This is a genomic window from Aestuariimicrobium sp. T2.26MG-19.2B, from assembly GCF_950101875.1.
Lineage (GTDB): Bacteria > Actinomycetota > Actinomycetes > Propionibacteriales > Propionibacteriaceae > Aestuariimicrobium > Aestuariimicrobium kwangyangense.
Window position 1 is genome coordinate 594,762 of the sequence record NZ_CATNLW010000001.1, and the last position, 25,106, is coordinate 619,867.

Annotated in this window: 23 protein-coding genes; 12 read left to right on the top strand and 11 right to left on the bottom strand. The window is 69.4% G+C overall.

Annotation, left to right across the window (positions count from 1 at the left end; genetic code table 11):
* The first annotated feature begins 124 nt into the window (after positions 1-124).
* Positions 125-1,267: a neutral zinc metallopeptidase gene (locus QQZ11_RS02765; RefSeq protein WP_284548555.1), complete on the top strand. Its 1,143-nt coding sequence runs from the start codon at positions 125-127 to the stop codon at positions 1,265-1,267.
* A gap of 55 nt (positions 1,268-1,322) precedes the next feature.
* Here the strand turns inward: QQZ11_RS02765 and ispF are convergent, their stop codons facing one another.
* Genes ispF through QQZ11_RS02780 form a run of 3 tightly spaced genes read right to left on the bottom strand, consistent with a single transcriptional unit; the run spans position 1,323 to position 3,014 of the window.
* Positions 1,323-1,796, bottom strand: coding sequence for a 2-C-methyl-D-erythritol 2,4-cyclodiphosphate synthase (gene ispF / locus QQZ11_RS02770; protein WP_284548556.1), 474 nt, complete (start codon positions 1,794-1,796; stop codon positions 1,323-1,325).
* Complete coding sequence (gene ispD / locus QQZ11_RS02775; RefSeq protein ID WP_284548558.1) at positions 1,793-2,515, bottom strand: 2-C-methyl-D-erythritol 4-phosphate cytidylyltransferase; 723 nt, start codon at positions 2,513-2,515, stop codon at positions 1,793-1,795. The genes ispF and ispD overlap by 4 nt, the downstream gene beginning before the upstream one ends.
* Positions 2,516-2,528: 13 nt before the next feature.
* Complete coding sequence (locus QQZ11_RS02780; RefSeq protein WP_022909403.1) at positions 2,529-3,014, bottom strand: CarD family transcriptional regulator; 486 nt, start codon at positions 3,012-3,014, stop codon at positions 2,529-2,531.
* 247 nt (positions 3,015-3,261) lie between these two features.
* Between QQZ11_RS02780 and QQZ11_RS02785 the strand changes: the two genes are divergently transcribed.
* Positions 3,262-3,750 (top strand): hypothetical protein, encoded by a 489-nt coding sequence (locus QQZ11_RS02785; protein WP_284548559.1) that lies wholly within the window; start codon positions 3,262-3,264, stop codon positions 3,748-3,750.
* A gap of 109 nt (positions 3,751-3,859) precedes the next feature.
* On the opposite strand, the gene QQZ11_RS02790 is transcribed toward QQZ11_RS02785, so the two are convergent.
* Both QQZ11_RS02790 and QQZ11_RS02795 read right to left on the bottom strand, forming a co-directional pair.
* The gene (locus QQZ11_RS02790; RefSeq protein WP_022909401.1) at positions 3,860-4,537 is read right to left on the bottom strand and encodes a response regulator transcription factor; all 678 of its coding nucleotides are present in this window, start codon (positions 4,535-4,537) and stop codon (positions 3,860-3,862) included.
* Between the two features lie 3 nt (positions 4,538-4,540).
* Positions 4,541-5,710, bottom strand: coding sequence for a sensor histidine kinase (locus tag QQZ11_RS02795; RefSeq protein ID WP_084707673.1), 1,170 nt, complete (start codon positions 5,708-5,710; stop codon positions 4,541-4,543).
* A 302-nt stretch (positions 5,711-6,012) separates the two neighbouring features.
* On the opposite strand from QQZ11_RS02795, the gene phoU reads away from it, so the two are divergent.
* Positions 6,013-6,681 (top strand): phosphate signaling complex protein PhoU, encoded by a 669-nt coding sequence (phoU, locus tag QQZ11_RS02800; protein WP_022909399.1) that lies wholly within the window; start codon positions 6,013-6,015, stop codon positions 6,679-6,681.
* 167 nt (positions 6,682-6,848) lie between these two features.
* On the opposite strand, the gene QQZ11_RS02805 is transcribed toward phoU, so the two are convergent.
* Together QQZ11_RS02805 and QQZ11_RS02810 are read right to left on the bottom strand one after the other, a co-directional pair.
* Positions 6,849-7,598, bottom strand: coding sequence for a phosphoglyceromutase (locus QQZ11_RS02805; RefSeq protein ID WP_022909398.1), 750 nt, complete (start codon positions 7,596-7,598; stop codon positions 6,849-6,851).
* A 64-nt stretch (positions 7,599-7,662) separates the two neighbouring features.
* Positions 7,663-7,965 (bottom strand): Dabb family protein, encoded by a 303-nt coding sequence (locus QQZ11_RS02810; protein WP_284548560.1) that lies wholly within the window; start codon positions 7,963-7,965, stop codon positions 7,663-7,665.
* Between the two features lie 45 nt (positions 7,966-8,010).
* Between QQZ11_RS02810 and QQZ11_RS02815 the strand changes: the two genes are divergently transcribed.
* The 4 genes from QQZ11_RS02815 to QQZ11_RS02830 all read left to right on the top strand — a co-directional run bounded on the left by QQZ11_RS02815 (position 8,011) and on the right by QQZ11_RS02830 (position 14,783).
* Entirely contained in the window at positions 8,011-8,781 is a 771-nt protein-coding gene (locus tag QQZ11_RS02815) for an SDR family NAD(P)-dependent oxidoreductase (protein ID WP_022909396.1), read from the top strand.
* Positions 8,782-8,856: 75 nt separating this feature from the next.
* Positions 8,857-10,719, top strand: coding sequence for a Na+/H+ antiporter (locus QQZ11_RS02820; protein WP_284548561.1), 1,863 nt, complete (start codon positions 8,857-8,859; stop codon positions 10,717-10,719).
* Positions 10,720-10,794: 75 nt separating this feature from the next.
* Positions 10,795-12,468: an FAD-dependent oxidoreductase gene (locus tag QQZ11_RS02825; RefSeq protein ID WP_284548562.1), complete on the top strand. Its 1,674-nt coding sequence runs from the start codon at positions 10,795-10,797 to the stop codon at positions 12,466-12,468.
* A gap of 311 nt (positions 12,469-12,779) precedes the next feature.
* Entirely contained in the window at positions 12,780-14,783 is a 2,004-nt protein-coding gene (locus QQZ11_RS02830) for a PhoX family protein (protein ID WP_284548563.1), read from the top strand.
* 240 nt (positions 14,784-15,023) lie between these two features.
* On the opposite strand, the gene QQZ11_RS02835 is transcribed toward QQZ11_RS02830, so the two are convergent.
* The 4 genes from QQZ11_RS02835 to QQZ11_RS02850 all read right to left on the bottom strand — a co-directional run bounded on the left by QQZ11_RS02835 (position 15,024) and on the right by QQZ11_RS02850 (position 18,855).
* The gene (locus QQZ11_RS02835; protein ID WP_022909392.1) at positions 15,024-15,386 is read right to left on the bottom strand and encodes a biotin/lipoyl-containing protein; all 363 of its coding nucleotides are present in this window, start codon (positions 15,384-15,386) and stop codon (positions 15,024-15,026) included.
* A gap of 26 nt (positions 15,387-15,412) precedes the next feature.
* Complete coding sequence (locus tag QQZ11_RS02840; RefSeq protein ID WP_051139622.1) at positions 15,413-15,736, bottom strand: hypothetical protein; 324 nt, start codon at positions 15,734-15,736, stop codon at positions 15,413-15,415.
* A gap of 13 nt (positions 15,737-15,749) precedes the next feature.
* A complete protein-coding gene (locus QQZ11_RS02845; protein ID WP_022909390.1) occupies positions 15,750-17,297 on the bottom strand; it encodes an acyl-CoA carboxylase subunit beta in 1,548 nt (515 codons plus the stop codon).
* A gap of 64 nt (positions 17,298-17,361) precedes the next feature.
* On the bottom strand, positions 17,362-18,855 hold the full coding sequence (locus QQZ11_RS02850; RefSeq protein WP_284548565.1) for a methylmalonyl-CoA carboxytransferase subunit 5S: 1,494 nt from the start codon (positions 18,853-18,855) through the stop codon (positions 17,362-17,364).
* Positions 18,856-18,973: 118 nt separating this feature from the next.
* On the opposite strand from QQZ11_RS02850, the gene QQZ11_RS02855 reads away from it, so the two are divergent.
* The 5 genes from QQZ11_RS02855 to QQZ11_RS02875 all read left to right on the top strand — a co-directional run bounded on the left by QQZ11_RS02855 (position 18,974) and on the right by QQZ11_RS02875 (position 24,997).
* Complete coding sequence (locus tag QQZ11_RS02855; protein ID WP_284548567.1) at positions 18,974-19,681, top strand: N-acetylmannosamine-6-phosphate 2-epimerase; 708 nt, start codon at positions 18,974-18,976, stop codon at positions 19,679-19,681.
* Positions 19,682-19,858: 177 nt separating this feature from the next.
* Positions 19,859-21,517 carry a S8 family serine peptidase gene (locus QQZ11_RS02860; RefSeq protein WP_284548568.1) on the top strand — a complete coding sequence of 553 codons (1,659 nt, stop codon included), beginning with the start codon at positions 19,859-19,861 and terminating at the stop codon, positions 21,515-21,517.
* On the top strand, positions 21,514-22,083 hold the full coding sequence (locus QQZ11_RS02865; protein WP_284548570.1) for an RNA polymerase sigma factor: 570 nt from the start codon (positions 21,514-21,516) through the stop codon (positions 22,081-22,083). Before QQZ11_RS02860 ends, QQZ11_RS02865 begins: the two co-directional genes overlap by 4 nt.
* Positions 22,084-22,087: 4 nt before the next feature.
* Positions 22,088-22,570 carry a hypothetical protein gene (locus QQZ11_RS02870; RefSeq protein WP_022909385.1) on the top strand — a complete coding sequence of 161 codons (483 nt, stop codon included), beginning with the start codon at positions 22,088-22,090 and terminating at the stop codon, positions 22,568-22,570.
* Complete coding sequence (locus QQZ11_RS02875) at positions 22,571-24,997, top strand: CHAT domain-containing protein (protein ID WP_284548572.1); 2,427 nt, start codon at positions 22,571-22,573, stop codon at positions 24,995-24,997.
* The last annotated feature ends 109 nt before the right edge of the window (positions 24,998-25,106 follow it).

Here is a 25,106-nt window from a genome sequence, read left to right on the forward strand (position 1 = left end):
ACAGGGCCGTGCGGGCCGTGCGGGGCCCACACGGTCGACTATGGCACAGCCCGAGGCCGTCGCCCATGGGCACGAGCAACCGATCGACCAACCCCCTGCCACTGGCGCGAGTTAGTCTGGCGCAGTGACGCAGCAGCAGTGGGGCCGACAGGGCCAGCAGGGATTCGGGGGCGGCCAGTGGGGTCCGCCGACGGGTCAACGCCCCGTCGCACCCCAACCGTCCAGCCGTGTCCAGGCCGGACCGTGGGGGCCACCGTCCCAGGTCCCGGGTGCAGGTGGACCGTGGGGAGGCCAGTGGCAGCAGCCCTCGTCGCCGCTGCCCACCCCTCGTCCGCCGCAGCGCGGCAACCCTGTTCTCAAGGTCGTGGTCGCGGCCATCGTCGGCATCATCGCCGTGGCGTTGATCGCCAATGTCGTGACCGACCTCGTCGGCGGTCAGAGGGCCCAGGGCCAGACCACGCAGTACCAGCAGGAGGACTACCAGGTACCGCCCCCCGAGGCGAACCCCCCGGAGTTGCCGTTGCCCAAGGTTGAGGCCGATCTCGACAGGCTCACGAAGCGGAACAAGGTCTACGACTCCACCGTGCCGTCGCCGACCCGCTGCGAGATGACCGAGATCAAGCTCGGCACTGCCACCAAGACTCAGATCAAGAAGTCGATGGACGAACTGACGGCCTGTCTCTCCCGGGTGTGGGACCCCACCCTGCAGCAGGCCGGGTTGACCTTCGTCCGCCCCGTCTCGAACGTCTACTCGACCTCCATCCAGAGCCCCTGCGGCAAGATCCCGGCGGGCAACGCGGTCTACTGCGCCGCCAACCAGCAGATCTACCTGTCGACCACCCTGAACCAGGTGCTCCCGCCCGAGGTCGCCGGGGGACGCTTCGTCGTCGAGACCGTCATCGCCCATGAGGTCGGCCACGCCGTGCAGTACCGCACCGGTATCGGTGCCGCCGCGTCGTACGAGATCCAGAACCTGCCCAAGGCCGAGTCACTGGAGGTCAACCGGCGCCTCGAGGTGCAGGCCGACTGCTTCGCCGGGCTCTTCCTCGAATCGGTGGCCCGGTCGCGGGGCATGTCGCAGACCGACCTGGCCAACATCCGCACCCTGATGGTGGCGATCGGCGATGACACCCTCAGCGGCAAGCCGGCCGTCGTCGGGAACCACGGGCACGGCAGTTCACGCCAGTACTGGGCCGAGATGGGTCTGGCGTCGACCAAGGTCGGGGCGTGCAACACCTTCGTGGCCCCCGCCACCCTCGTGAAGTGATCCGCTGCGGGCCCGGCCGGGAACCGGTCCCGGCCCTGGTGTCCGGCGGCTGACCTCAGTCGCCGGTGAGCAGGGCCGTGGCGATGGCCGCCACACCCTCTCCGCGGCCGGTCAGACCCAGTCCGTCGGTGGTGGTCGCCGACACACTCACCGGGGCACCCAGGGCCTCGCTGAGCACGCCCTCGGCCTCGACCCGGCGGGCTGCCATCCTGGGCCGATTGCCGATCACCTGCACCGAGGCGTTGGCGACCCGCCAACCAGCCTCGCGGACCCGGCGAGCGGTCTCCCGGACGAACGCGACGCCGCTCGCACCGGCCCATTCAGGCGCCGAGGTTCCGTAGTTCGACCCCAGGTCACCCAGGCCCGCCGCCGACAGCAGGGCATCACACAGGGCGTGGGCGGCGACGTCACCGTCGGAGTGACCGGCAAGACCATACGTCTCGTCCGGGAAGGACAGGCCTGCGCAGTGCATGGACTCACCCTCGACGAGTCGGTGCACGTCGGTGCCGATGCCGGTGCGAAGGTTCATCGGGCCTTCCCCGTCCGGCGGCCCGCCAGCAGCGCCTCGGCGAGAACCAGGTCGAGGGGTTCGGTGATCTTGATCGAGTCCCGGCTGCCCGGCACGAGCACGACGCGGTGCCCCGCGCGCTCGGCCACGGCGGCATCGTCGGTGAGTTCCTCGGTTGTGTCGGCAACCGCCCGGTGGGCGGCCAGCAGTGCCGCGAACGAGAACCCCTGAGGGGTCTGCACCGCGCGCAGGCCCGACCGGTCGACGACGGACGATGCCCCGTCCGGACCCTGGTGCGAGATGGAGCGGATCGAGTCGACGACCGGCACGGCGGGCACGACAGCGGTGGCGCCGGCGGTGACCGCATCACGGACCCGCTCCACGACCTCGGCGGGGACGAGGGGCCGGGCCGCATCGTGCACGAGGACGATGGCCGAGTCAGCGGTTCCCAGGTCGATGGCCAGTGCCTCCAACCCCTGCCGGACGGAATCCTGGCGACGCCGTCCGCCCGCCACGAGTTCGACCGGAACGGGGGCATCGGCGAGGGCTCGCTCGAAATCGGGACGATGGTCGGCCGGTACGACGACCACGACCCGGGAGACTCCGCCGGCAGCCAGCGCGTCGACCGAGTGGGCCACCAAGGCTCGTCCCCCCAGTTCCACGAGCGCCTTCGGGACGGAGGCCCCGAAGCGAACGCCAGAGCCGGCCGCCACCACGAGGGCGACGACCGGCTCTTGCATGTCTGTCAGTCTGTCAGGACGCGAGAACCTCGTCCAGCAACACTTCGGCCCGGTCCTCCTCGACCTTCTCAGCCAGGGCGAGCTCCGAGACGAGGATCTGCCGCGCCTTGGCCAGCATCCTCTTCTCGCCGGCCGAGAGGCCGCGCTCACGCTCGCGGCGCCACAGGTCGCGGACGACCTCCGCCACCTTCATCACGTTGCCGCTGTGCAGCTTCTCGAGGTTGGCCTTGTAGCGCCGCGACCAGTTGGTCGGTTCCTCGGTGTGTGGCGCACGCAGGACCCCGAACACTCGCTCGAGCCCCGCCGCGTCGACCACGTCGCGAACGCCCACGAGGTCAAGGTTGCACGCCGGCACCCTCACCACGAGGTCGTTCTGACCGATGATCCTCAACACGAGGTAGAGCTTGTCCTCGCCCTTGATCTGACGGGTTTCGATGTCTTCAATGACAGCCGCCCCATGATTGGGATAGACCACCGTTTCGCCGACCGTAAAAGTCATGAGTTGCAACCCCTTTCGCAAAGCCCAGTCTAGCACGGCATGAGGGTGACCTCACAGGTGTTCGTCCTAGCCAGAGGCGCAATCGGGGCCCATTCACACCCTTGACAAGGGGTCAGATGTGTGCCGGGACGGCAGATCTTGGCCCTGACTTGCCCAAACGCAACGTCTCGGTTTTCGCTAGGCTGTCGCCGACGGGTCGTCTGCACTCGCGGTGACCGTCGCCCCTGATCGCCCGTGGAGGAATGACATGAGCCCCGCTCCCCGCCGCCGCTTCGTCCGCCTCGGCATGGCCGCATCGGCCCTCGCCGTCGTCGTGCTCGCGGGCTGCGTCTCGACCGAGGTGGCCCAGCCCTACACTCCCGGCGTCGGGGTCGACGCCCAGGCCCCGGGCGTGCACCTGCGCGCGATCACCGTCGTCGCCAAGGATGGAGCGGGCGTGCTGGCCGGGTCGGTCGACAGCCCGACCGGCGACACCCTGACCGGCGTCGCGGGCCAGGCGACAGGCTCGAACTTCGAGGACACCGGAGCCCTGACAGTCGGCTCGGTCAACGTCGAACTGCCTGCCGGCAAGCTCGTGAGCCTCACCCAGCAGAAGGTCGCACTCAACTCCGACAAGCTGCAGCCCGGCCTCTACGCCCGGATCACCTTCACCTTCGCCAAGGCCGGTGAGGTGACGACGCTGGTTCCGGTGGTGGACGCCTCGTCCCCCGACTACTCCAGCGTTCCGCGGGCCTGAGTCCTAGCCGGCCCGGATCCGACGGGCCTGAGTCGAGGAGAACTGGATCCGGGACAACTGAATCCGGGGCAGCTGAATCCGGGCTCACTGGGCAGGGGCCCTCGGGAACTCAGGCCTCGAACTTGTAGCCCAAACCCCGCACGGTGACCACCAACACGGGATTGGCCGGATCGGCCTCGATCTTCGAGCGCAGCCTCTTCACGTGCACATCGAGGGTCTTGGTGTCGCCGACGTAGTCAGCTCCCCAGATGCGGTCGATCAGTTGGCCCCGGGTCATCACCCGCCCCGCGTTGCGCAGCAACATCTCGAGCAGTTCGAACTCCTTCAGGGCCAGCCTCACCGGTGCCCCGTTGACGCTCACCTCGTGGCGTTCCACGTCAACGCGCACCCCCGCGCCCTCGATGACGTCAGGAGCCAGGTCGACGTCCTGGCCCCGCCTGAGGACCGCCCGGATGCGAGCCACCAGTTCTCGGTGGCTGAAGGGCTTGGTGACGTAGTCGTCGGCCCCCAGTTCGAGCCCCACCACCTTGTCGACCTCTGAGTCGCGCGCGGTCACCATGATCACCGGCACGTTCCCCCGCCGACGCAACTGGCGGCACACCTCCGTGCCGGGCATACCGGGCATCATCAGGTCGAGCAGCACCAGGTCGGCCCCGGACCGGTCGAACTCTGCCAGTCCCCCATCACCGTCCGCCGCCTCGGCGACCTCGAAGCCCTCCCTCCGCAGCATGTAGGCCGTGGCCTCACGGTAGGACTGCTCGTCCTCGACGATCAGGATGCGGGTCATCAATCACCTTTCGGTCAGGGACGCCTGGGCGTCGGTGGGGGCGTGCGCTGTCAGCGGCGGCACGCCGTCGGCACCCTCGGTGGCCACCGGGAAACGGAGCGTGAACGTCGAGCCCTGGCCGGGTTGGCTCCACACGTCGACCGTACCGGCATGCACCGACGCGATGTGCTTGACGATGCTCAGCCCCAGCCCAGTGCCACCCTGGTCACGGCTCCGGCCGTAGTCGACCCGGTAGAAGCGTTCGAAGATGCGTTCCTGCTCGTCGGGCCTGATGCCGATGCCGTTGTCGGCCACCGCGATCTCGACCATGTCACCATCGGGCTCGCTCGACAGACGATGGGTGATCACCACCCGGGAGTGGTCATCGGAGTAGGCGATGGCGTTCTGCAACAGATTGGTGACCGCCTCCGCGAGTTGGTCGACGTCACCCAGTACCTCGAGGTCACCGTCACCGAAGGTGAGCACCCTGATGTTCTTCTTCAGGGCCAGGGCCTGGCACCGGTCGACGGCGATGCGCGACAACTCGCCGACCCGCACGGGTTCGGCGGCCAGCATGGGGTCGTCCGACTGCAGCCTCGACAGCATGATGATCTGCTTGACCAACTCCGAGAGTCGGGCCGCCTCGAACTGCATGCGTTGGGCGAAGTGGACGACACCCTCGGGGTCGTCCGCGGCTTCGAGCAGGGCTTCGGCCAGCAGTGAGATCGCCCCGATGGGGGTCTTCAGTTCGTGCGACACGTTGGCGACGAAGTCGCGCCTGGTCTCGTCCACCCGAAGCAGGGGCGTGCGGTCGTCGGCCAGCACGATCATGGTGCCGTTCTCGAGCGGCGCCACGCGCACGGTCAGGTGCATGACGGGGGTGCCGGTGCCGCGCTTGAGTTCGACCTCGCGGGTGACGGCCCGATCGGTGCGGCGGGCCTCCCGGACCGCATCGAGCACCGGGGGCAGCGACAGCCGGTCGCCGCGGACCAGTCCCCAGGTGCGCGCCAGCACATTGGAGTGCGCCACCTCGTCATGGGAACCGACGATCATGCCGGCGCTCCTGAGCACGGCGAGCACCATGCCCAACTGCGGATGGATCTCGGTGACCTCGTGCCTGAGCGCGGCGCGGCGACGCTCGCGGACCCGGAGCGCGACGAACAGTGCCGTCGTCGCGGCGGCGCCGAGCACCATGCCGAGCGCCAGCACGAGCCAAGGGTTCACAACGCCTGATCATAGGGTGGGAGCCAGCGGCGGGACGCCTCCCCCCGGTGCAGTGGCCACCCCTGCGCCCGGCCCACCCCGGACGTTCAGGCAGTGTTCACCGGCGATTCAGCGACTGGCCCGCCGGTGCCCCATCGGGCCCCCTACTGTCGAGGCCGATGCCGACGCTCGCCGCAGGTGGGCGCTGTCGATGACCGGGACAGGACTTTGCTCCTGTCGGCTGACTAGGCTGATGGCATCAGACGTACCCACCGCCACTTTCAGGAGCTACCGTGCGCGAGAGCTACCATGCCGAACTCGACGGCCTCATCACCGACCTCGTGGCCATGGCCCGCGACAGCCAGGTCGCGCTGAAGGACGCCACCGCCGCCCTGCTCACCGCCGACCAGGCCATCGCGGAGCGCGTCATCGCCGACGACGTCCGCATCGACGACCAGGCCGAGACCCTCGAGAATCGGGCGTTCAACCTGCTGGCCCGCCAGTCACCGGTTGCCGGTGAGTTGCGCACCGTCGTCGCCGTGCTGCGGATGACCTTCGAACTGAGCCGCATGGGTGACCTCGCGGCTCACGTCGCCAAGATCTCCCGGATGCGCTTCCCCGAGAAGGCCGTACCGTCCGACCTCGAGGCGAACTTCGCGCGCATGGCCGAGGTGGCCGACGAGATGATCACGGTTGCCTGCTCGACGCTGGAGAGCCGCGATGCGCACGCGGCTCGCGAACTGGCCGAGAAGGACGAGGAGATGGACTCCCTGCGTCGCGACCAGTTCAAGCTGCTGCTCGGGGACGACTGGAACCACGGTGTCGAGAAGGCCGTCGACGTGGCGCTGCTGGGCCGCTACTACGAGCGCATCGCCGACCATGCCGTCGCCATGGGCCGCCGCATCATCCTGGTGCTGACCGGCGACGTTCCCGAGGGCGAGAACTGGCCGACCACCTACTGATCGACCGATCCGTGTTGGCCCAGACCGACCTGACGGTCCGGGCAACGCCCCATCGGAAGCAGCACGGACGACGAACGCGCGGCACCCAGCGAGGGTGCCGCGCGTTCGTACGTCCGGGCCCAATGGGGCCCAGCGTGCTCAGCGAGCGGGCGCAAGTCAGGCCAGGATCACTTCTTGCCCTGGTTGGCCACGGCCTTGATCGACTCGGCAGCCGCCTCGGGGTCGAGGTAGCGACCACCGCGGGTGACGGGGGCGAAGTTCTCGTCCAGCTCGTAGTAGAGCGGGATACCGGTGGGGATGTTGAGGCCGGCGATCTCGTCGTCCGAGATCTGGTCGAGGTGCTTCACCAGGGCCCGCAGCGAGTTCCCGTGAGCGGTGATCAGCACCGTCCTGCCCTGGGCGAGGTCGGGCTTCACGTCCGACTCCCAGTAGGGCAGCATGCGTGCGACGACATCCTTGAGGCACTCGGTCAACGGACGCTGGTCTGCCGGGATGTCGGCATAGCGGGGGTCGTTGAACTGGGAGAACTCGTTGTCGACCTCGATCGGGGGCGGCGGCACGTCATAGGAGCGGCGCCACTGCATGAACTGCTCGTCACCGAACTGGTCGCGGATCTCGGTCTTGTTCAAACCCTGGAGCTTGCCGTAGTGGCGCTCGTTGAGTCGCCAACTGCGCTTGACCGGGATCCAGTGCCGGTCACAGCCGTCGAGAGCCAGGTACGCGGTGTGGATCGCGCGGCGCAGCACCGAGGTGTGCAGCACGTCGGGCAGCAACCCTTCGGCCTTCAGCAGCTCGGCGGCCTTCTTGGCCTCGCCGACACCCTTCTCGTTGATGTCGACGTCCACCCAGCCGGTGAACAGGTTCTTGGCGTTCCATTCGCTCTCGCCGTGGCGGAGCAGCACAAGGTTGTAGCTCATGGCCGCGAGTCTATCGGCGGGCCTCCACGCCGACGTCACGGGCCCACGAAGTCGGGCGACGACCTCACAGGGCCACGAAGTCGAGTTCCTGGAAGCTGGTCACCTCTGGCTCCCACCGGTCACGGACGAACGCGACGTGGACCGGGTGGTTGGTGTACGCGTCGTAGGCCGTCTGGTCGGCGAAGTCCATGGTGAACCAGAACGTGTGGTCCGACTTGGGGCTCACCTGCCGCAGCTGCCGGAAGTTCTGCACCCCGGGGATGTCGGCGAGGCCGCTGGCCACGTCGAGGAAGTCCCGCTCCTGGTCCGAACCCGGGGCATGGACGAGTCGGAAGCTGACGGTGTGCTGGATGGGCTGGTCACTCATGGACCGCAACGCTAGTGGGGGGTCCGGGACTGGTTGAATCGTCTCATGAGCAGCCACGACGCCAGGCCCACCACCCGCACCGCAGTCGTCACCGGAGCCTCGTCGGGCATCGGTGCAGCCACCGCCCGCTGGCTCGCTGCGCACGGCTGGCGGGTGCTCTGCGTGGCCCGTCGCACCGATCGGATCGAGGCCCTCGCCGCCGAGATCGGCGGACATGCGGTCAGCTGCGATGTCTCCGACGCCGAACAGGTCGCCGCCCTCAAGGCTGTGGTGGACGAGTGGGGTGGTCGCGTCGACCTGTTGGTGAACAACGCCGGCGGGGCGCTCGGCCAGGAGCCCTTGGCCGAGACGGACCTGGAGCTGTGGCGACGGATGTACGACTCGAACGTGCTCGGCGCCGCCCGGGTGACCCAGGCGCTGCTGCCCGCGGTGCGCGTGGCCGAGGGCACGGTGGTGTTCGTCACCTCCACCGCTGCCGAGGCTGCCTACGAGGGTGGCGGCGGGTACTGCGGGGTGAAGGCTGCCGAGCGATCCATGGTCGGGGCCCTGCGGTTGGAGTTGGTGGCCGAACCCATCCGGGTCTGCGAGGTCGCACCGGGCATGGTGCACACCGAGGAGTTCTCGCTCACCCGATTCGGCGGTGACCAGCAGAAGGCCGACCAGGTCTACGCGGGAGTGGCCGAACCCCTCCTGGCCGAGGACATCGCCGAGGTGATCGGCTGGGTCGCCGAGCGACCGGCACATGTGAACATCGACCGGCTGGTGGTTCGTCCGCGCGCCCAGGCCGCCAACCACAAGGTGCACCGCCAGAACTGACCCACTGCCGAGGCCCGTCGCTCGCGGACAGCGGAACCTGTTCACGGGGCAGTCCGCACGCGCAAGAATGACGCCGTGGAAACCCTGATCGTGCTGCTGGGCATCGCCGTGGTCGTGATCGCAGGCACCGCCCTCGCCGATCGGCTGCGCATCGCTGCCCCCATGCTGTTGATCGCCCTGGGCATCGCCGTCTCGTACGTGCCCCACGTGCCGCAGGTGCACCTTCAACCCGAGGTCGTGCTGCTGGGGCTGTTGCCGCCGCTGCTGTACGCCACCGCCATCCAGACCTCGATCATCGACCTGCGGGCGAACTTCAGGACCGTCGCGCAACTCTCGGTGCTGTTGGTCCTGCTCACCACCGCAGTGGTGGCCGCAGTGGTGATGCTGCTGGTGCCCGATGTGGGTTGGCCGGTCGCCCTCGCCATCGGCGCCGTGGTCGCCCCACCCGACGCTGTCGCCGCGACGGCCGTCGCCCGCCGGATCGGCCTGCCCCGCGATGTGGTCTCGATCCTCGAGGCCGAGTCACTGCTGAACGACGCCACCGCCCTGGTGGCGCTGAGGACCGCCATCGTGGCCATGGCCGCGGCGGTCTCATGGCAGCGCGTGGGCCTCGACTTCGTCGTCGCCGCCGGCGGTGGTGTGCTGGTCGGACTGCTGGTGTTCATCGTGGTGGCGAAGGTTCGCAAACTGCTCACCTCTCCCCTGCTCGACACGTCGGTGTCGTTCATCACCCCCTTCACGGCCTACCTGGTGGCCGAGCAGGTGCACGCGTCCGGGGTGATCGCGGTGGTGGTCGCGGGGATCCTGCTCGGTCACAAGGCCGCCACGATCCAGTCGGCACAGTCGCGGCTGAACGAGACGCTCACGTGGCGCACCATCTCGTTCCTGCTCGAGAACGCCGTCTTCCTGCTGATCGGCCTGCAGGCCCGCGAGATCCTCGGACAGGTCGCCGAATCGGTGGTGCCATGGCCGATCGTGCTGGCGGTGTGCGCGGCGACCCTGGCCTGCGTGATCCTCGTGCGCATGGTGTTCGTGCTCGCCACGCAGGCCTTGGCCAACCGGCTGCGCACCAGTGATGACCGGATGCCTCCCAGGCACGCCGTGGTCATCGGCTGGGCAGGCATGCGTGGCGTGGTCACGCTCGCGGCTGCGTTGATCCTGCCTGAGGACACCCCCCAGCGACCGCTGCTCATCCTGGTGGCGCTGGTGGTGGTGCTCGGCACCCTCTTCGGCCAGGGCCTCACCCTGCCGATCATCACCCGAGCCCTCAAGGTTCGTCCGCCTGACCCCGCCGTCGACGCCCTGGCCCGCGCAACCCTGCTGCAGCAGGCCGGTGAGGCTGCCCTGGTGCGTCTGGACGAACTCGACCTCGACAACACCCACGGCATGGCCTCGACGCTGCGCAATCGACTCGACCAACGCACCTTCGCCGCCTGGGAGCGACTGTCGACCCAAGGAGCGGACGAGGCGCCCAGCGAGCAGTACGCACGAGCCCGCCTGGCCATGCTGGAGGCGGAACGGGCCCGAGTGCTCGAGATCAGGAATTCGGGGAACACTCCCTCCGACGTGGTGCGCGAGGTGCTGGGGATGCTGGACCTCGAGGAGTCGATGATCGACAACGCCCGGAGCGAGCGCGCCACCATCCGCGCGTCCGGCCCGGACGCCAGCCTCGGGTCGGAGGGAGGGGACTGCGAAGACCTTCGCAGCTACCCCGCCGTCGACACCGACGAGCACCCGGTCTGCCGCAGTTGCATCGAACAGGGGCTGACCCCGGTGGCCCTGAGACAGTGCCTCACCTGTGGACACATCGGCTGCTGCGACTCGTCGAAGGGGCGCCACGCCACCAAGCACTTCCGTGCGACGGGGCACCCGGTGATGGAGTCGGCCGAGCCCGGTGAACACTGGCGATGGTGCTACGTGCACTCCCGCACGTCCTGACGTCTCGGTCCAACGGGCCACTGCCGCAAATCAGCCAGCACCGATCAGCCAGCCGCCCAGCGAGGGGAGGAACCCGTGCCGAACGACCCCACCATCGTCTGCCTGTCGAGCCACAACGCCGACGTCATGGCCGACCAGTTCCAGCGCTACGCCCACGAGTACGACGTCAGGGTGTGCACCACGGCGGCTGAGGCCAAGTCAGTCACCCGCCGGGTGCTCGACGACGGCGGGGTGGTGGCGCTGCTCGTCGTCGAGGACCAACTGAGCGACGCCCCCTGCTTCGAGGCCATCCATGCCATGCGCACGGTCTCGGCCAACACCCGTCGCGCCATCGTGGTGCCCTGGGACAGGTTCCTGGCCGTCGCGCCGACCCTTCGCGCCGTGGTCGCCAAGGGCAAGGCGGACGCCTACCTGCTGCTGCCCCGGGGCCCCCGCGACGAGGAGTTCCACTCGGCCATCGGCGAACTGCTCAACGACTGGGCCTCGACCCGCCAGAGCCTGGTCGAGTCGATCAGCATCGTCACCCCCACGCGCGACCCGCTCACCCGCAAGCTGGGCGACTTCCTGCTGCGCGCGGGCACGCCGTACGGGGTGCACCCGCCGGACTCGGAGGTCGGACGAAGGGCCTTGGCGACCAGGCCCGACCTCGACGGCCAGTGGCCACTGATCGTCTCGACCGAGGGCGAGGTCGCGGCCTGCACCTCGGTGCGCCAGGTGGCGGAGAAGTTGTACGGACGACCCGACGACATCGACGTCGACAAGGTCGTGGACGTGGTCATCGTGGGTGGCGGTCCGGCGGGTCTGGCCGCGGCCGTCTACGCCTCGAGCGAGGGACTGTCGACCGTGGTGCTCGAGGCAGAGGTGATCGGGGGGCAGGCGGGGTCCAGTTCGATGATCCGCAACTACCTCGGCTTCCCCCGGGGAATCTCGGGCATGCGGCTCACCCAGCGCGCGCGCAGTCAGGCGATCAGGTTCGGGACCCGGTTCTTCACCGGCTGGCCAGTGACCCGGATCACCCTGGGCACGGGCCTCGATCAGCCGCACCGCGTGCACACCGATGGCGGCGAGGTGCGGGCCCGCGCCGTGGTGCTCGCCACCGGGGTGACCTATCGCCGACTCGGGGTCCCCGCGTTGGACGACCTGGTCGGCCACGGCGTTCACCAGGGCTCGGCGATGACCGTCGCGGCCGAGCTGGAGGACCAGGACGTGGTCGTGGTCGGCGGGGGGAACTCGGCCGGACAGGCGGCGATCCACCTGGCACGGTTCGCCCGAAGCGTGACCGTGTTGGTGCGACGGCCCGACCTGACGGCCACCATGTCGAGGTACCTGATCGATGAACTGACGTGGAACCCCCGGGTGACCGTGCGCGGTAACACCCGGGTGGTGGGGGCCACCACCGACGCCGAGGGAATGCTCGCCGGGGTGATCGCCCACCATGACGACAACGGCGAGGACGAGCTGTTCCCGGCCCGGGCCCTGTGTCTGCTGATCGGCGCCGACCCGCGTACTGACTGGTTGCCGGATGAGGTCTGCGTCGACGAGCGGGGGTACGTGCAGACGGGAGCGGAGGTGCCCGCCGACCGCTGGCCCGACGACGTTCCACCCGCCGCCCTGGCGACCTGCGTCCCCGGTGTCTTCTGCGCGGGCGACGTGCGGGCAGGCTCGATGAAGCGGGTGGCCTCCGCCACGGGTGAGGGGGCCGCGGTGGTGGCCCTGGTGCACCAGTACCTGGCTGACCTGACCACCTGAGCGCCACCTGGCCCGGGTCTTGCGGACGAATCGTGCGAATCGTGTGCCCTGACGCCACCTGTTGCACTGGGGCAGCAACCATCGCCGCCACAGCACACGATCCGCCCGATTGGCCGGCGGCACCTTCCGCGGTCAGGGGCAACCGCTCTTTTCGCAAGCCGCAGCGCATGTATTGAGCACCCCACCCAATGGTCACCGGGAGTTCACCCCAGCGCCGCTGCCCGGGCCATTGCGCTGCCTAGGTTCAGGAGCACCCGCCCCAGGCGGTGCCGGGCCGTTCGTCGGCCGACATCACACCGAAGGGAACCTTGATGCGTTCACTCCTGCCCCTGCTGACCCGCTCCCACGAGGGCGGACGCACGGCCATGACCTGCCACTACAAGTGTGGCGACGCCTGCTCCAAGCCTGACGCCAACACCTCCTCCAACCCCTACTTCGGCGACGTCGTCGCCGCCTCGGTGTCGCGCCGCAGCGCGCTCGCCGGACTGGTCGGCCTGGGTGTCGCCGGCATCGCCGCCCCCGCCTTCGCCCAGGGCCACGGCCACGGCAACGGCAACGAACAGCGCAACCCCCATGCCCAGCGCGGGGCCGCGCTGGTGATCGACAGGTTCACCGGTATCGCTCTCCAGCCCGCCACCACCGACGCCCTGGTCGTGCCCGCGGGTTGGCGCTGGGAACCGGTCATCGCCTGGGGCGACGCTGTGCTGCCCGGCGCGCCCGCCTTCGACTTCGACAACCAGACCGCCGACGCACAGCTGAAGCAGTTCGGCTACAACAATGACTACCTCGCGATCCTGTCGCGTGGCGCCACGAAGGCGACCTTGGTCTCGAACCACGAGTACACCGACGACGAGTTGATGTTCCGCGACATCTCGAGCTCGGCCGACCTGACCACCGACCAGTTGCGCACCATCATGGCCGCCCACGGCATGACGGTGGTCGAGGTCGAGCGCGGCAATCCCATGAAGACCTGGAAGCCGGTCGTCTCGGGCAAGCGCAACCGTCGCATCCACACCCACACCGAGTTCAGGCTGACCGGCCCCGCCGCAGGGCACGCGCTTCTGGCCACTGCCGCTGATCCCTCGGGTACCAAGGTGCTGGGGACGCTCAACAACTGCGCCGGCGGGGTCACCCCGTGGGGCACCGTGCTGTCGGGCGAGGAGAACGTCGACCAGTACTTCAATGCCACCGGTGCACCGGCAGACCAACTGGAGACCCTGGCCCGGTACACCGTCACCTCGGGTGGACGGGGCTGGGAACGCGCCGATGACCGCTTCGCCGTGGCCGTCGAACCGCACGAACCGCACCGCTTCAACTGGGTGGTCGAGATCGACCCCGATGACCCGACGTCCACCCCGCGCAAGCACACGGCGCTGGGGCGCTTCAAGCACGAGGGTGCAGCTGTCGCCGTCGATCCCGACGGCACCGTGGTCGTCTACTCCGGTGACGACTCCCGCTTCGAGTACGTCTACAAGTTCGTGTCGTCGAAGAAGTTCGACGGCTCGGGAAGCCCCCGGGCCAAGGCCCACAACCTGACCCTGCTCGAGGAGGGTGACCTGTACGTCGCCTCGTTCGCCGGTGACGGAGCTGCGGACGGGGAGCACGACGGCATCGGCACCTGGTTGCCGCTGGTCGTCGGTGGCGAGTCGAAGGTGTCCGGGATGTCTGTGGCCGAGGTGCTCGTCTTCAGTCGGATCGCGGCCGACAAGGTCGGCGCGACGGCCATGGACCGCCCCGAGGACGTCGAGGTGAGCCCCGTCAACAACCGGCTCTACATGGTGATGACCAACAACACCAAGCGAGTCCCGAGCCAGGTCGACGAGGTCAACCCGCGGGCCAACAACAAGCACGGCCACATCGTCGAGCTCACGCCGGGCAACGGCCGCCACGGCAACGCCACGTTCACCTGGAAGCTGGTGCTGATCGCCGGGAACCCGGACGATCCCAGCACCTACTTCGACGGCTACGACAAGTCGGCGGTGACCCCGATCAGCTGCCCCGACAACGTCACCTTCGACAAGGCCGGGAACCTGTGGATCGCCACCGACGGCCAGCCGGGCACCCTGAACCACTGCGATGGTCTCTTCGTGATGCCGGTCGCAGGACCGGAGAAGGGCAGGCTCCGCCAGTTCCTGTCGGTGCCCTTCGGTGCCGAGACCTGCGGTCCCTGGATCATGGACGACGAGTTTTCGCTGCTGGTGGCGGTGCAGCACCCCGGTGAGGTCGACGGGGCCAGCCCAGACAACGTCGCCTCGAGGTTCCCCTACACCGGCAGCCAGCCGCGTCCGGCCGTGGTGCAGGCCATCCTGGCCTGATCGGGCGCGCCCCGACGGCACGCCGCCGAACCGGCGACCGGAAACAGGGCGACCCCGCGCAGTACCTGCGCGGGGTCGTTCCTCGTCCATGTGGCAGAAGACTGGCCCCGAGACGACCGCAGCACGCTCCCTTGCGGTCAACGGCCGTTGCTCTCGAGACCAGTCCGAAGGCAGGCCGTGCCAGACAACACGGCCGACCGGGTGCATCCGTCCGCCAGATGCACCGACTGTGGGGCTGTGTCAGGCCAGCCGGATCAGGGCCTGCCCACCCTGCACGGCGTCCCCGGCCGCGACCATCACCCGGTCGACGGTGCCGGCCTGGGGTGCGGTGATCTCGGTCTCCATCTTCATGGCCTCGAGCACCAGCAGCACGGCGCCTGCCTCGATCGCGTCACCCTCCTTCACCAGCACCCGGGCCACCGACCCGGCCAGCGGTGCCACGACCGCATTGGCGCTGGCGGCAGGCACCGAGGCGGTGGTGGGCATCTGCGCCCCGGTCGAACCGCCACCGATCACGATGGGGCCGAGCGTGGGACGCTCCTCCTCCTCGACCTCGACGTCGACCAGGTACTCGGTTCCGTTGATCGTCACCTTGAGCTTCATCAGTTGTCTCCCGTTTTCAAGGGTTGTCAGCGGCGCCCGACCGAGCGGTCGTGGATGCGGGTGCGGGTTTCGGATGCCCAGCGATGTTCGCCGGACAGGTGGATGGCGCGGACCTTGGCCTTGTGGCCCAGGAACGCTGCGACGGCTGCACTGATCGCCATCACGACGTCGTCGGGCAACGTCTGCATGGCCTCGGCCTGCTGTGCCTTGAGGTGGGCGACGTCGCCCTCGAGCGAGGCGATTCGTCCGTTCAGCTCGAGCAGCAGGGCCTTCAGTTCGGACAGTTCGACCTGGTCCGAGGCAAGGTGGCCACCCGTCCCAGTGGGGCTCATGCCAGCTGTGTCAGTCATGTCAGGCTCCTGGTCAGGCCGGGCCGAGGCCGTGCTTCTTGGCCGGACGAAGTTCGCGCTTGTTGACCAGCTGCGCCAAGGCGGTGGCGATCTGGTAGCGAGTCTCGGCCGGATCGATGATGTCGTCGACCAGGCCGTGGGCGGCCGCCATGTAGGGCGACGAGAAGGTGCTGCGGTACTCCTCGACGAGTTCGGCGCGACGAGCCTTGGGGTCGTCGGCCTCGGCGATCTCCTTCTTGAAGACCACCGCGGCGGCACCGTCGGCACCCATCACGGCGATCTCAGCGGTGGGCCACGCGAACACGCGGTCGGCGCCCAGGTCCTTGGAGCACATCGCCAGGTAGGAGCCCCCGTAGGCCTTGCGCATCACGACGGTGATCTTCGGCACGGTGGCGGCGGAGTAGGCGTAGAGCATCTTGGCGCCGTGGCGGATGATGCCGCCCGTCTCCTGCGCGACACCGGGCAGGAAGCCGGGCACGTCGACGAGGTTCACGACAGGGATGTTGAACGCGTTGCAGAAGCGGATGAACTTCGAGCCCTTGTCGGAGGAGTTGATGTCGAGCACACCCGACATCACCGAGGGCTGGTTGGCGATGAAGCCGACGCTCTGGCCCACGATGCGTCCGAAACCGACCACCAGGTTGGCGGCGAAACCGGCCTGCACCTCGAGGAAGTCCTCACGGTCGACGATGTGGCGGATCACCTCACGCACGTCGTAGCCCTTGCGCGAGTCGTCGGGGATGATGTCGCGCAGGGCGGGCTGGGGGTCGACGCCGTCGTCCGGGTCGACGACCGGGGGCTCCTCGGAGTTGTTCTGCGGCAGGAAGCTGAGCAGCTTCTTGGCGATCATGATCGCCTGCTCGTCGTCGTCGGCCACGAACGAGACCACGCCTGATGCCATCTGCGCATCGGCACCGCCCAGGGCGTCGGCGGTGACCTCCTCGCCGGTGACCTGCTTGATGACGTTGGGGCCCGTGATGAACATGTGGGCCTTGCGGGTCTGGATGATGAAGTCCGTCAGCGCCGGTGAGTAGGCGGCACCACCAGCGCAGGGGCCGGCGATGATGGAGATCTGCGGTACCGCACCCGACAGCAGCACGTTGGCGTAGAAGACCTGCCCGTATCCCGACAGGGAGTCGATGCCCTCCTGCACCCGCGCGCCACCCGAGTCGTTGATGAAGACGAAGGGCGCGCCGTTCTTGAGCGACTCGCGCAGCGCCTGGGCGACCTTGATCGAGTGGGTCTCACCTGCCGAACCACCGGCGACGGTGAAGTCCTGGCTGGCGACGTTGACCGGTCGACCGAGCACGGCACCCGAACCGGTGACCACCCCGTCGGCCGGCATGTCTGCGGTGTCCATGCCGAACGCGGTGGTGCGGTTGCGACGGAAGGCTCCGATCTCCTGGAAGCTGCCCCGGTCGAGCAGGGCGTCGATCCGCTCGCGTGCGGTCAGCTTGCCCTGCGCGCGCTGCTTGTCGAGGCGGGCCTTGCCGCCGCCGAGCGCAACCTGGGCTCGGTGTTCGTCCAGCTGGGTGAGCAGCTTGGCCATCGTGTCAGCCATCGTCGTCCCTTCGAGGTGGAGAGGTGGGTCGAATTGGGGAGGTGGGCGGGTGGGACGAGCGGCCTCAGGCCGGCTCGACCTTGATCGCGTGGGTGCGACCGGCGAGGGTCACGTTGTAGGTGATCGGGCCGCGCACTGCCTTGGACGAGGTGTCGGCCGCGGCCTTCTCGTTGGCCAACTGCTCGGTGGTCTTGCCGACGCTCTTGGGGCCGTCCGCGCGGGTGCTGAAGAACTTCGGTGCGACCCCGGGGAACATGGCGTTGGTGAGCACGTCCTCCTCGGAGCCGTTGAAACCGGGCAGCGCCTCGGCGTCGTCGTGCAGCTTCTCCCACTCGGGCTCGAGCAGGTTGGCCGGGCGCTCGGTGATGGGTTCCTTCTTGGTCTGCGCGTGTGCGATCTCGACCACCTCGGGGTTCCTCTCCCCCATGCACTCGCCGTAGTAGCCGAGCATCAGGTCGGCGAACTCCCCGGTCATCACCTTGTAGCGGCCCATCAGCACGTTGAACACGGCCTGGGTGCCGACGATCTGGCTCGAGGGGGTGACCAGCGGCGGGTAGCCGGCGTCCTTCTTGACCACCGGAACCTCGGCCATCACCTCACGGATGCGGTCACCGGCTCCCTGGGCGCGCAGCTGTGACTCCATGTTCGAGAGCATGCCGCCGGGGATCTGGGACGAGAAGATGTCGGTGTCGACCAGGGTCGCCGACTCGAATTCCGCGTACTTGGGACGAACCGCAGCGAAGTGGTCGCGGATCTTCTCGAGGCGGGCCATGTCGAGCCCGGTGGTGTACTCGGTGCCCTCCAGCATCTCGACCAGGGACTCGGTGGGGTTGTGTCCGGGGCCGAGGCTCATCGACGAGATGGCGGTGTCGACCACGTCGGCACCGGCCTCGATGGCCTTCATCAGGCTGACCAGGGTGACACCAGTCGTGGCGTGGCAGTGCACGTTGACCTGCACGTCGCCGTAGGTCTCCTTGATACCGCGGACGATGTCGTAGGCCGGCTGTGGCTTGAGCAGTGCCGCCATGTCCTTCAGCGCGATCGACTCGGCGCCCATGTCGATCAGCTGGCCGGCGAGCTTCACGTAGCCCTCGACGGTGTGCAGCGGACTGATCGTGTAGCAGATGGTGCCCTGGGCGTGCTTGCCGGTCTTCGTGACCGCCCTCATCGCCCGCTCCATGTTGCGGGGGTCGTTCAGCGCGTCGAAGACACGGAAGACGTCCATGCCGTTCTCGGCGGACTTCTGCACGAAGGTGTCGACCACCATGTCTTCGTAGTGGCGGTAACCGAGCAGGTTCTGCCCGCGCAGCAGCATCTGCAGGCGCGAGTTGGGCAGCAACTCGCGGAAGGTGCGCAGCCGCTCCCACGGGTCCTCGTTGAGGAACCGGATGCAGGAGTCGAAGGTCGCCCCGCCCCAGCACTCCACCGACCAGTAACCGGCGGCATCGATGTCTGCACAGGCGTCGACCATGTCCTCCATGGCCATCCGGGTCGCCATCAGGCTCTGGTGGGCATCACGCAACGCGACCTCGGTCACGCCGATCTTTCGCTGGCTCATGGCCTCACCCTACGAAGCGGGCGGGGCTCTGGTGGGGGTGGGGTGGCGATTGCTCCCCGGACGCACGTGCTATGCGTGCGTCACCCCGGCCGGGCATCGTCCGTGTCATGCTCGCGGAGTGCCCCCTCCCACTGCCGCCCCTGGCCGGCACCCCCTGCTCGCCGGCCTCGAGGGCAGCCTGATCGTCTCGTGCCAGGCCTACCCCGGCGAACCCATGCGTCACCCCGAGACCATGGCCCAGATGGCGGCTGCCGTGGAACGGGGCGGAGCCAGCGCCGTCCGCGCCCAGGGGATTCGTGACATCGAACTGGTGAAGCAGTCGGTCGCGGTGCCGGTCATCGGCATCTGGAAGGACGGCCATGACGGGGTCTTCATCACGCCCACCCTTGCGCACGCCGTCGCCGTGGCTGATGCCGGCGCCGACATCGTGGCGCTCGACGGTACCCAGCGGCCTCGTCCCGACGGCCTCTCGCTCGCCGAGACCATCCGCCGGCTCCACCAGCACACCGACGCACCGGTGATGGCCGACTGCGACTCCCTCGAGGCCGGTCTGGCCGCCGCCGAGGCCGGGGCCGAGATCATCGGGACCACCTTGGCCGGGTACACGGGTGCTCGTCCGACGACCGACGGGCCTGACCTCGACCTGCTGGTGCAGCTGGTCCAGGCCCTCCCCGACCACGTGGTGGTGGCCGAGGGACGAGTCCACACCACCGAGCAGGCCCGGCAGTGTCGCCGGGCCGGGGCGTTCGCTGTGGTGGTGGGTACGGCCATCACCCATCCCACCTCGATCACCGGCTGGTTCAACGAGGCGGTCCGCGGCGCCTGAGGGCCGTCCCACCCGGGCAACGACAGGGCCTTCCGTTGAGTGCCTCCAAGGTGTGGAATGGGTGCTGTGGCCGACCCCATCGGCCCACGTCGTCGTCACCCGCACCGGGATGTATCAGGAGCACCACCGCACTCCTCCTCACCAGCAACGAACCCTGCGACTCCACCGGAGGAACCCGTGCCCGCCTCGTTGCCCCGACTGATCGATCCCCTCACCTCGGCCCCGCTCCCGTCGGGGGCACCGCCGCACCCGACGGTTCACCTCGGGGACGTGTTGCTGGTGCGTGGGTTGCCGGGTCTGGCGCAGGACGCACCGCTGGCCCTGCTCGAGCAGGTCGCGGCCGAGCACGGGTTGCGGGTCGAGCCCGAGAACTTCGTGGCCGACCGGCGGGTGCCCGCTTCCGAGACCGGCGCGCCGAACGACGCCGCCCGGGGACCGTTCGTCCGAGGAATCGGTGAGGGGATCGCCGGACGACTGCGGGACCTGACGCACTCACGACGGTCCGCACCGCGGGGCGCGGAGGTGCTGGACACGCTCACCAGGAACCACGCGGAACAGCTGGATCGGTGCTGGGTGACCCGGGTGCGTCTGGTGTCCGACTCCGCCCCGGTGGACGCGTGGCCCATCCTGCAGGAGGCCCGTCGGCGCGACCCCCAGGTGGCCCGGGGCCTGGCCCTCGACCACCTGATGCAGGCTTCCTCGCCCGACTACCAGGGCATGCCCTACTACGTCTCGATGCCGTACTACGTGTCGATGCCCTATTACGTCTCGATGCCGTACTACGTGTCGATGCCCGCCGGTGCTCCCCCCGCCGCCCAGTACAGCCAGCCGGGTAGCGGCGGACGAGCACCCGTCTCGGTCGTGCTCCCCGACCCGGCGTTGCGCCGCCGCAGCCTCACACGGCACCCACTGGTCGTGGTGCCCGACACCGCTCTGGGCAGCCACGCATGGTTCACCGACCCGGCCTTCGCCACCGACGAGGTGCACGCGTTGGGGTTGCGGCTCGGGCTGGGCGGCGACGTGCCCAACGTGCCACCCCCGCCCCCGCGGGACAGGCTGGACGGCTCGGTTCCGTCCGACGCTGGTCACGCCACGTTCATCACCGGCATCATCCGCCAACTGTGCCCCGAGGCAAGGGTGCAGGTGGTGCCCCTGCTCGACGACGCCGGCCGCATGCCGGAGGGGGTGCTCATCCAGGTGCTGTCGCTGCTGCTCGTCCGCCACCTCGACGCCCTCGACCACGGGCCCGACGACGACATCATCGACGTGCTCTCGCTCTCGTTGGGCTACTACCACGAGGACCCCAGCGACCTGCTCGAGGACGCCCCGCTGCGCCAGGTGCTCGACCAGTTCGGACGAGCGGGCGTCGCCGTCGTGACCTCGGCGGGCAACCAGTCGACCACCGAACCCCTGTTCCCGGCCGCATTCGCACCGCCGCCGGGCACGGTGCTCGATCCCGGGCAGGTTCCGATGGCCTGCGTGGCGGCGCTCAACCCCGACCGGTCGACCGTGGCCTACTTCAGCAACGCCGGCCCCTGGGTCAGTGCCCACCGGTCGGGGGCGGCCCTGGTCAGCACCGTGCCGCAGACCCTGGACGGCGAGTTGCAGGCAGCGGCCGGACTGAGCGACGGGCCCCTGCGCCGATCCACCATCGACCCGGAGAACTTCGCCGGCGGGTTCGCCACCTGGTCGGGCACCTCCTTCGCAGGTCCCGTGCTGGCCGGCGAGATCGCGGCCTGTCTCGCCGCTGACGACTCGCTGGCCGAACGCGGCTGCGACCACCAGCTGAGGCGTGGTTGGTCGGCCATCGAACAGACGGTGGGGTGGAAGCCATGACCGCCACCGTGCCCAGCACCTCGCTCGCCGATGCGGCGGCCGCGGCGTTCCGCGACCACCTCGCGGGACGTCCCGAACGGATGGGTGACCTGGTCGACCTGGTCACCCCTGCCCTGTGGGCCGTGGCGCGATCGGCGGGGCTCTCGCCGGCCGAGGCCGAGGACACCGTGCAGAACGCGTGGCTCAAGCTGGTGCAGTCGTCCGCCTCGATCCGAGACCCGCAGACCGTGTTGGCCTGGCTGCTCACCACGGTGCGTCGGGACGCCTGGCGCGCTCGCCGCCAGCAGCGCGCCACCGCCCCCGAACCCGAGTTCCTGGTGGCCACCGACGACCCCGAGAACGAGGCCGTCGAGCGTGACACCGGCCGCACCCTGTGGGGACACGTGCAACGGCTCAGCCCGCGCTGCCAGGCCCTGTTGCGGGTGGTCGCGCACGCCCAGACACCCGACTACGCCGGCATCTCCGCAGCCCTCGGCATGCCGATGGGCTCGATCGGCCCCACCCGCGGCCGCTGCCTGGCAGCACTGCGCACCTCATTGGCCGCCGATCCCAGTTGGAGTTGGTGACGACATGCCCGAGACCATTCCCGTGCCCGGCGCGGACGCTCCCCTCACCGACGACGACCTGCTGCTGTTGACCCGGCTGCAGGCCGCGCAGGAGGCCAACGACCCGATGCCCGAGGGCATGCTCGAGCGCATCCACTTCCGCATCGCCCTGCAGGCCATGGAGGCCGAACTCGCGACCATCGCCGACCAGGACCTCGCGTTCGCCCGGGGCGGGTCGACGAAGGCCGACACCATCACCTTCACCAGTTCGACGATCAGCCTGACGGTGATGATCGCGGAGGAGGACACCGTCGTCCGGATCGACGGCTGGGTCACCGGAGGTGGCCTGCAGATCGACCTGGTCGGCGACTTCGGCACCTGGCCGCGCACCTCGGACGCCACCGGCCGGATGGTGTGGACCGACGTTCCCCACGGCAGCATCCATTTCCTCATCCACCCCGGTCGCGCCGGTGCGCGACTGGTGGCCACCCCCGTCGTCGAGGTGTGAGTGGACGACGCCGACCGGCTCTACGAGCAGGCCCGCGTGGCCCTCACCGAGCACCGCACCGACGAGGCGGCGGTGCTGCTGCAGCGCGCGGTGGCCGCGTGCCCGCCCTGGGCCGTGGAGTTGGGGCTTCGCATTCGCATCTCCCAGGCCTGGGTGGGTTTCGAGAGGGACGGCCCGACACCGGCCCGACAAGCCCTGACGGCCGTGGTGGCCGACGCCCAGCGGACAAGACTGCCAGCCGTGGAGGCGTCGGCGCGAAGCCAGATCGGCATCCTGCTCGCTCGCTCCGGTGACCTACCGGGGGCATGGCGGGCCCTCCACAGGGTCGACGCAGCAGCCCTGCCACCCGCCGACCGGATGAGGGTGCTGCTCAACCGGGGGACGATCGCCTCGCAGGTGGCCCGCTACCCCGAGGCCGTCGCCGACCTCACCTCGGCTGCCGACCTCGCTCGGGCCGAAGGTCTCGCCCCGCTGGAGTTCATGGCCCGCCACAACCTCGGTTGGGTGCAGTTCCTCAGGGGCGACACCCCTGCCGCGCTGGCCGCGATGCAGGCCGCCGACGAGATGCCCGTCGACATGGACCGGTCGGTGCTGCGGCTGGATCGGGCCAAGGTGCTGCTCGAGTCGGGGCTGCTCGCCGACGCCCGTGACGGACTCTCCGAGACCAGGCATCACGCCGAGGGTGACCAGCTGCTGGCAGAGATCGACCTGGCGCTGGCCCAGTGCCACCTGCTGCTGGGCGACCACGAGGCCGGCCACGCTGCCGCCCAGAGCGCCGCGGTCGCGTTCGGGGCACGTGACGAGGGATTCTGGGAGCGACGGGCCCGGCTGCTGGCCATCGCCTCTCGTCCCAGTCTTGAGGCAGCACTGGCCCTGCGCACGACGGCACGGGAGTTGGACGACCCGCAGATCGCGCGCCAGTCCGCCGAGGTGGCCCTGCGCGCGCCCCTGCCCGACCCGTGTGTGGTGGCGGTCGGGACCCCACTCGGCCGCGACCTGGCCCGTGACCTGTCGGCACTGGCCAGGGGGCCGGCGCTGTCCCAGCAGACCTCGGCACGACTGGGGCAGGCGCGCCAATGGGTGGCGAGCGGTCGCCCCGAGAAGGCCAGGGAGGTGCTACGGGCAGCCAGCCGCCGGTTGGTCAGGGCGCAACTGGGCCTTGCCAGCATCGACCTGCGCACGGCCCTGGCGGTGCACGGGGAGGCGGCGGCCCAACTCGACCTCGACCTCGCGGCCGAGCGGGGCCCGGTCGCACTGCTCGAGGTCAGCGAGCGATGGCGCGCGGCGACCCGTGGCACCCCCCAGCAACGCCCCGCTGACGACCCCGAACTGGCCCGTATGGCCTCTCAGCTGAGGGTGTTGCGCTCCGGACTGCAGCCCGGCGACCGGGAGATGGTCCGCCAGATTGCGGAGCTGGAGCGGGGCCTGCGCGAGCACACCTGGATGCGGGTGCAGCAACTTCCCGACCAGGTCACCCCCCTCAGCCACGCCCAGCTTCGGCGGGCCGCGATCGAGCGCGACGCGACCCTGGTGGTCGCCGTACGCCGGGGGGACGATTTGGCGGCGGTCGTGGTGTCATCGTCGCCGACGCGCCTGATCGAGCTGGGATCTGCCAGCCGGGTCGTCGAGCTGGTCGACGCCACCCGGGCCGACCTGTCGGCCCACGCCCGACTGGGAGCGTCACACCCCTTGTCGGTGCCGGTACGGGCCTCCCTGGAAGCGCGCCTGGGGCAACTCGCGGCGCAGGTGGTCGAGCCCTTGGGCAGCATCGCTGGTCCCCTGGTGATCGTCCCCTCGCGTGTGCTGTCGGGTCTTCCCTGGGGAGCACTGCCGCCGTGGGTCGGGCGCCCGGTCACCGTCGCGCCGACCGCGTCGTCGTGGGCCCTCACCCAGCGCGAGGTCGTTGCCCCTCGGGTGGCGTGCGTGGTCGGTCCTGAACTGCCCGCTGCTCCCGCCGAAGCCGCGGCGGTGCAGCGTCACTGGCCGGGCACCCCCGTGACCGGACTGGTGAGAGCCCTCACCGACGCCGACGTGGCCCACGTGGCAGCCCACGGGGAGCATCGTGGTGACAACCCCCTGTTCTCGAACCTGCTCACCTCCGAAGGCCCGGTCTGGGCCCACGAGCTCGAGGGGGCTGCCATCCGGGCCAGCCACGTCGTGCTGTCCGCCTGCGAGGTCGGACGGGCCACCCATCGTCCCGGCGACCAGCCGCTCGGGTTCACCCACACACTGCTCAGTTGCGGCGTCAGCTGCGTGGTGGCGCCGGTGGCACCGATCCCCGATGCACTGGCAGCACAGGTGATGGACGACTACCACGCCCTGTTGGCCGACGGCCACGACTCCGCCAGCGCCCTCGCCCAAGCGACCGCGATCAGCCCGGCCGCGGGCGCCTGGACCTGCTTCGGGTCGACCTGGCGCGCGAGCTGAGGGCCCCGCCCTTCACCGCACTCTCATTCACGGGATTCATCGGGCGAAGAGCACCTTTCGCGATCATGGTTCCCCGAAGCCAGCCGGCGACGAATCGATCGGTCCCAAG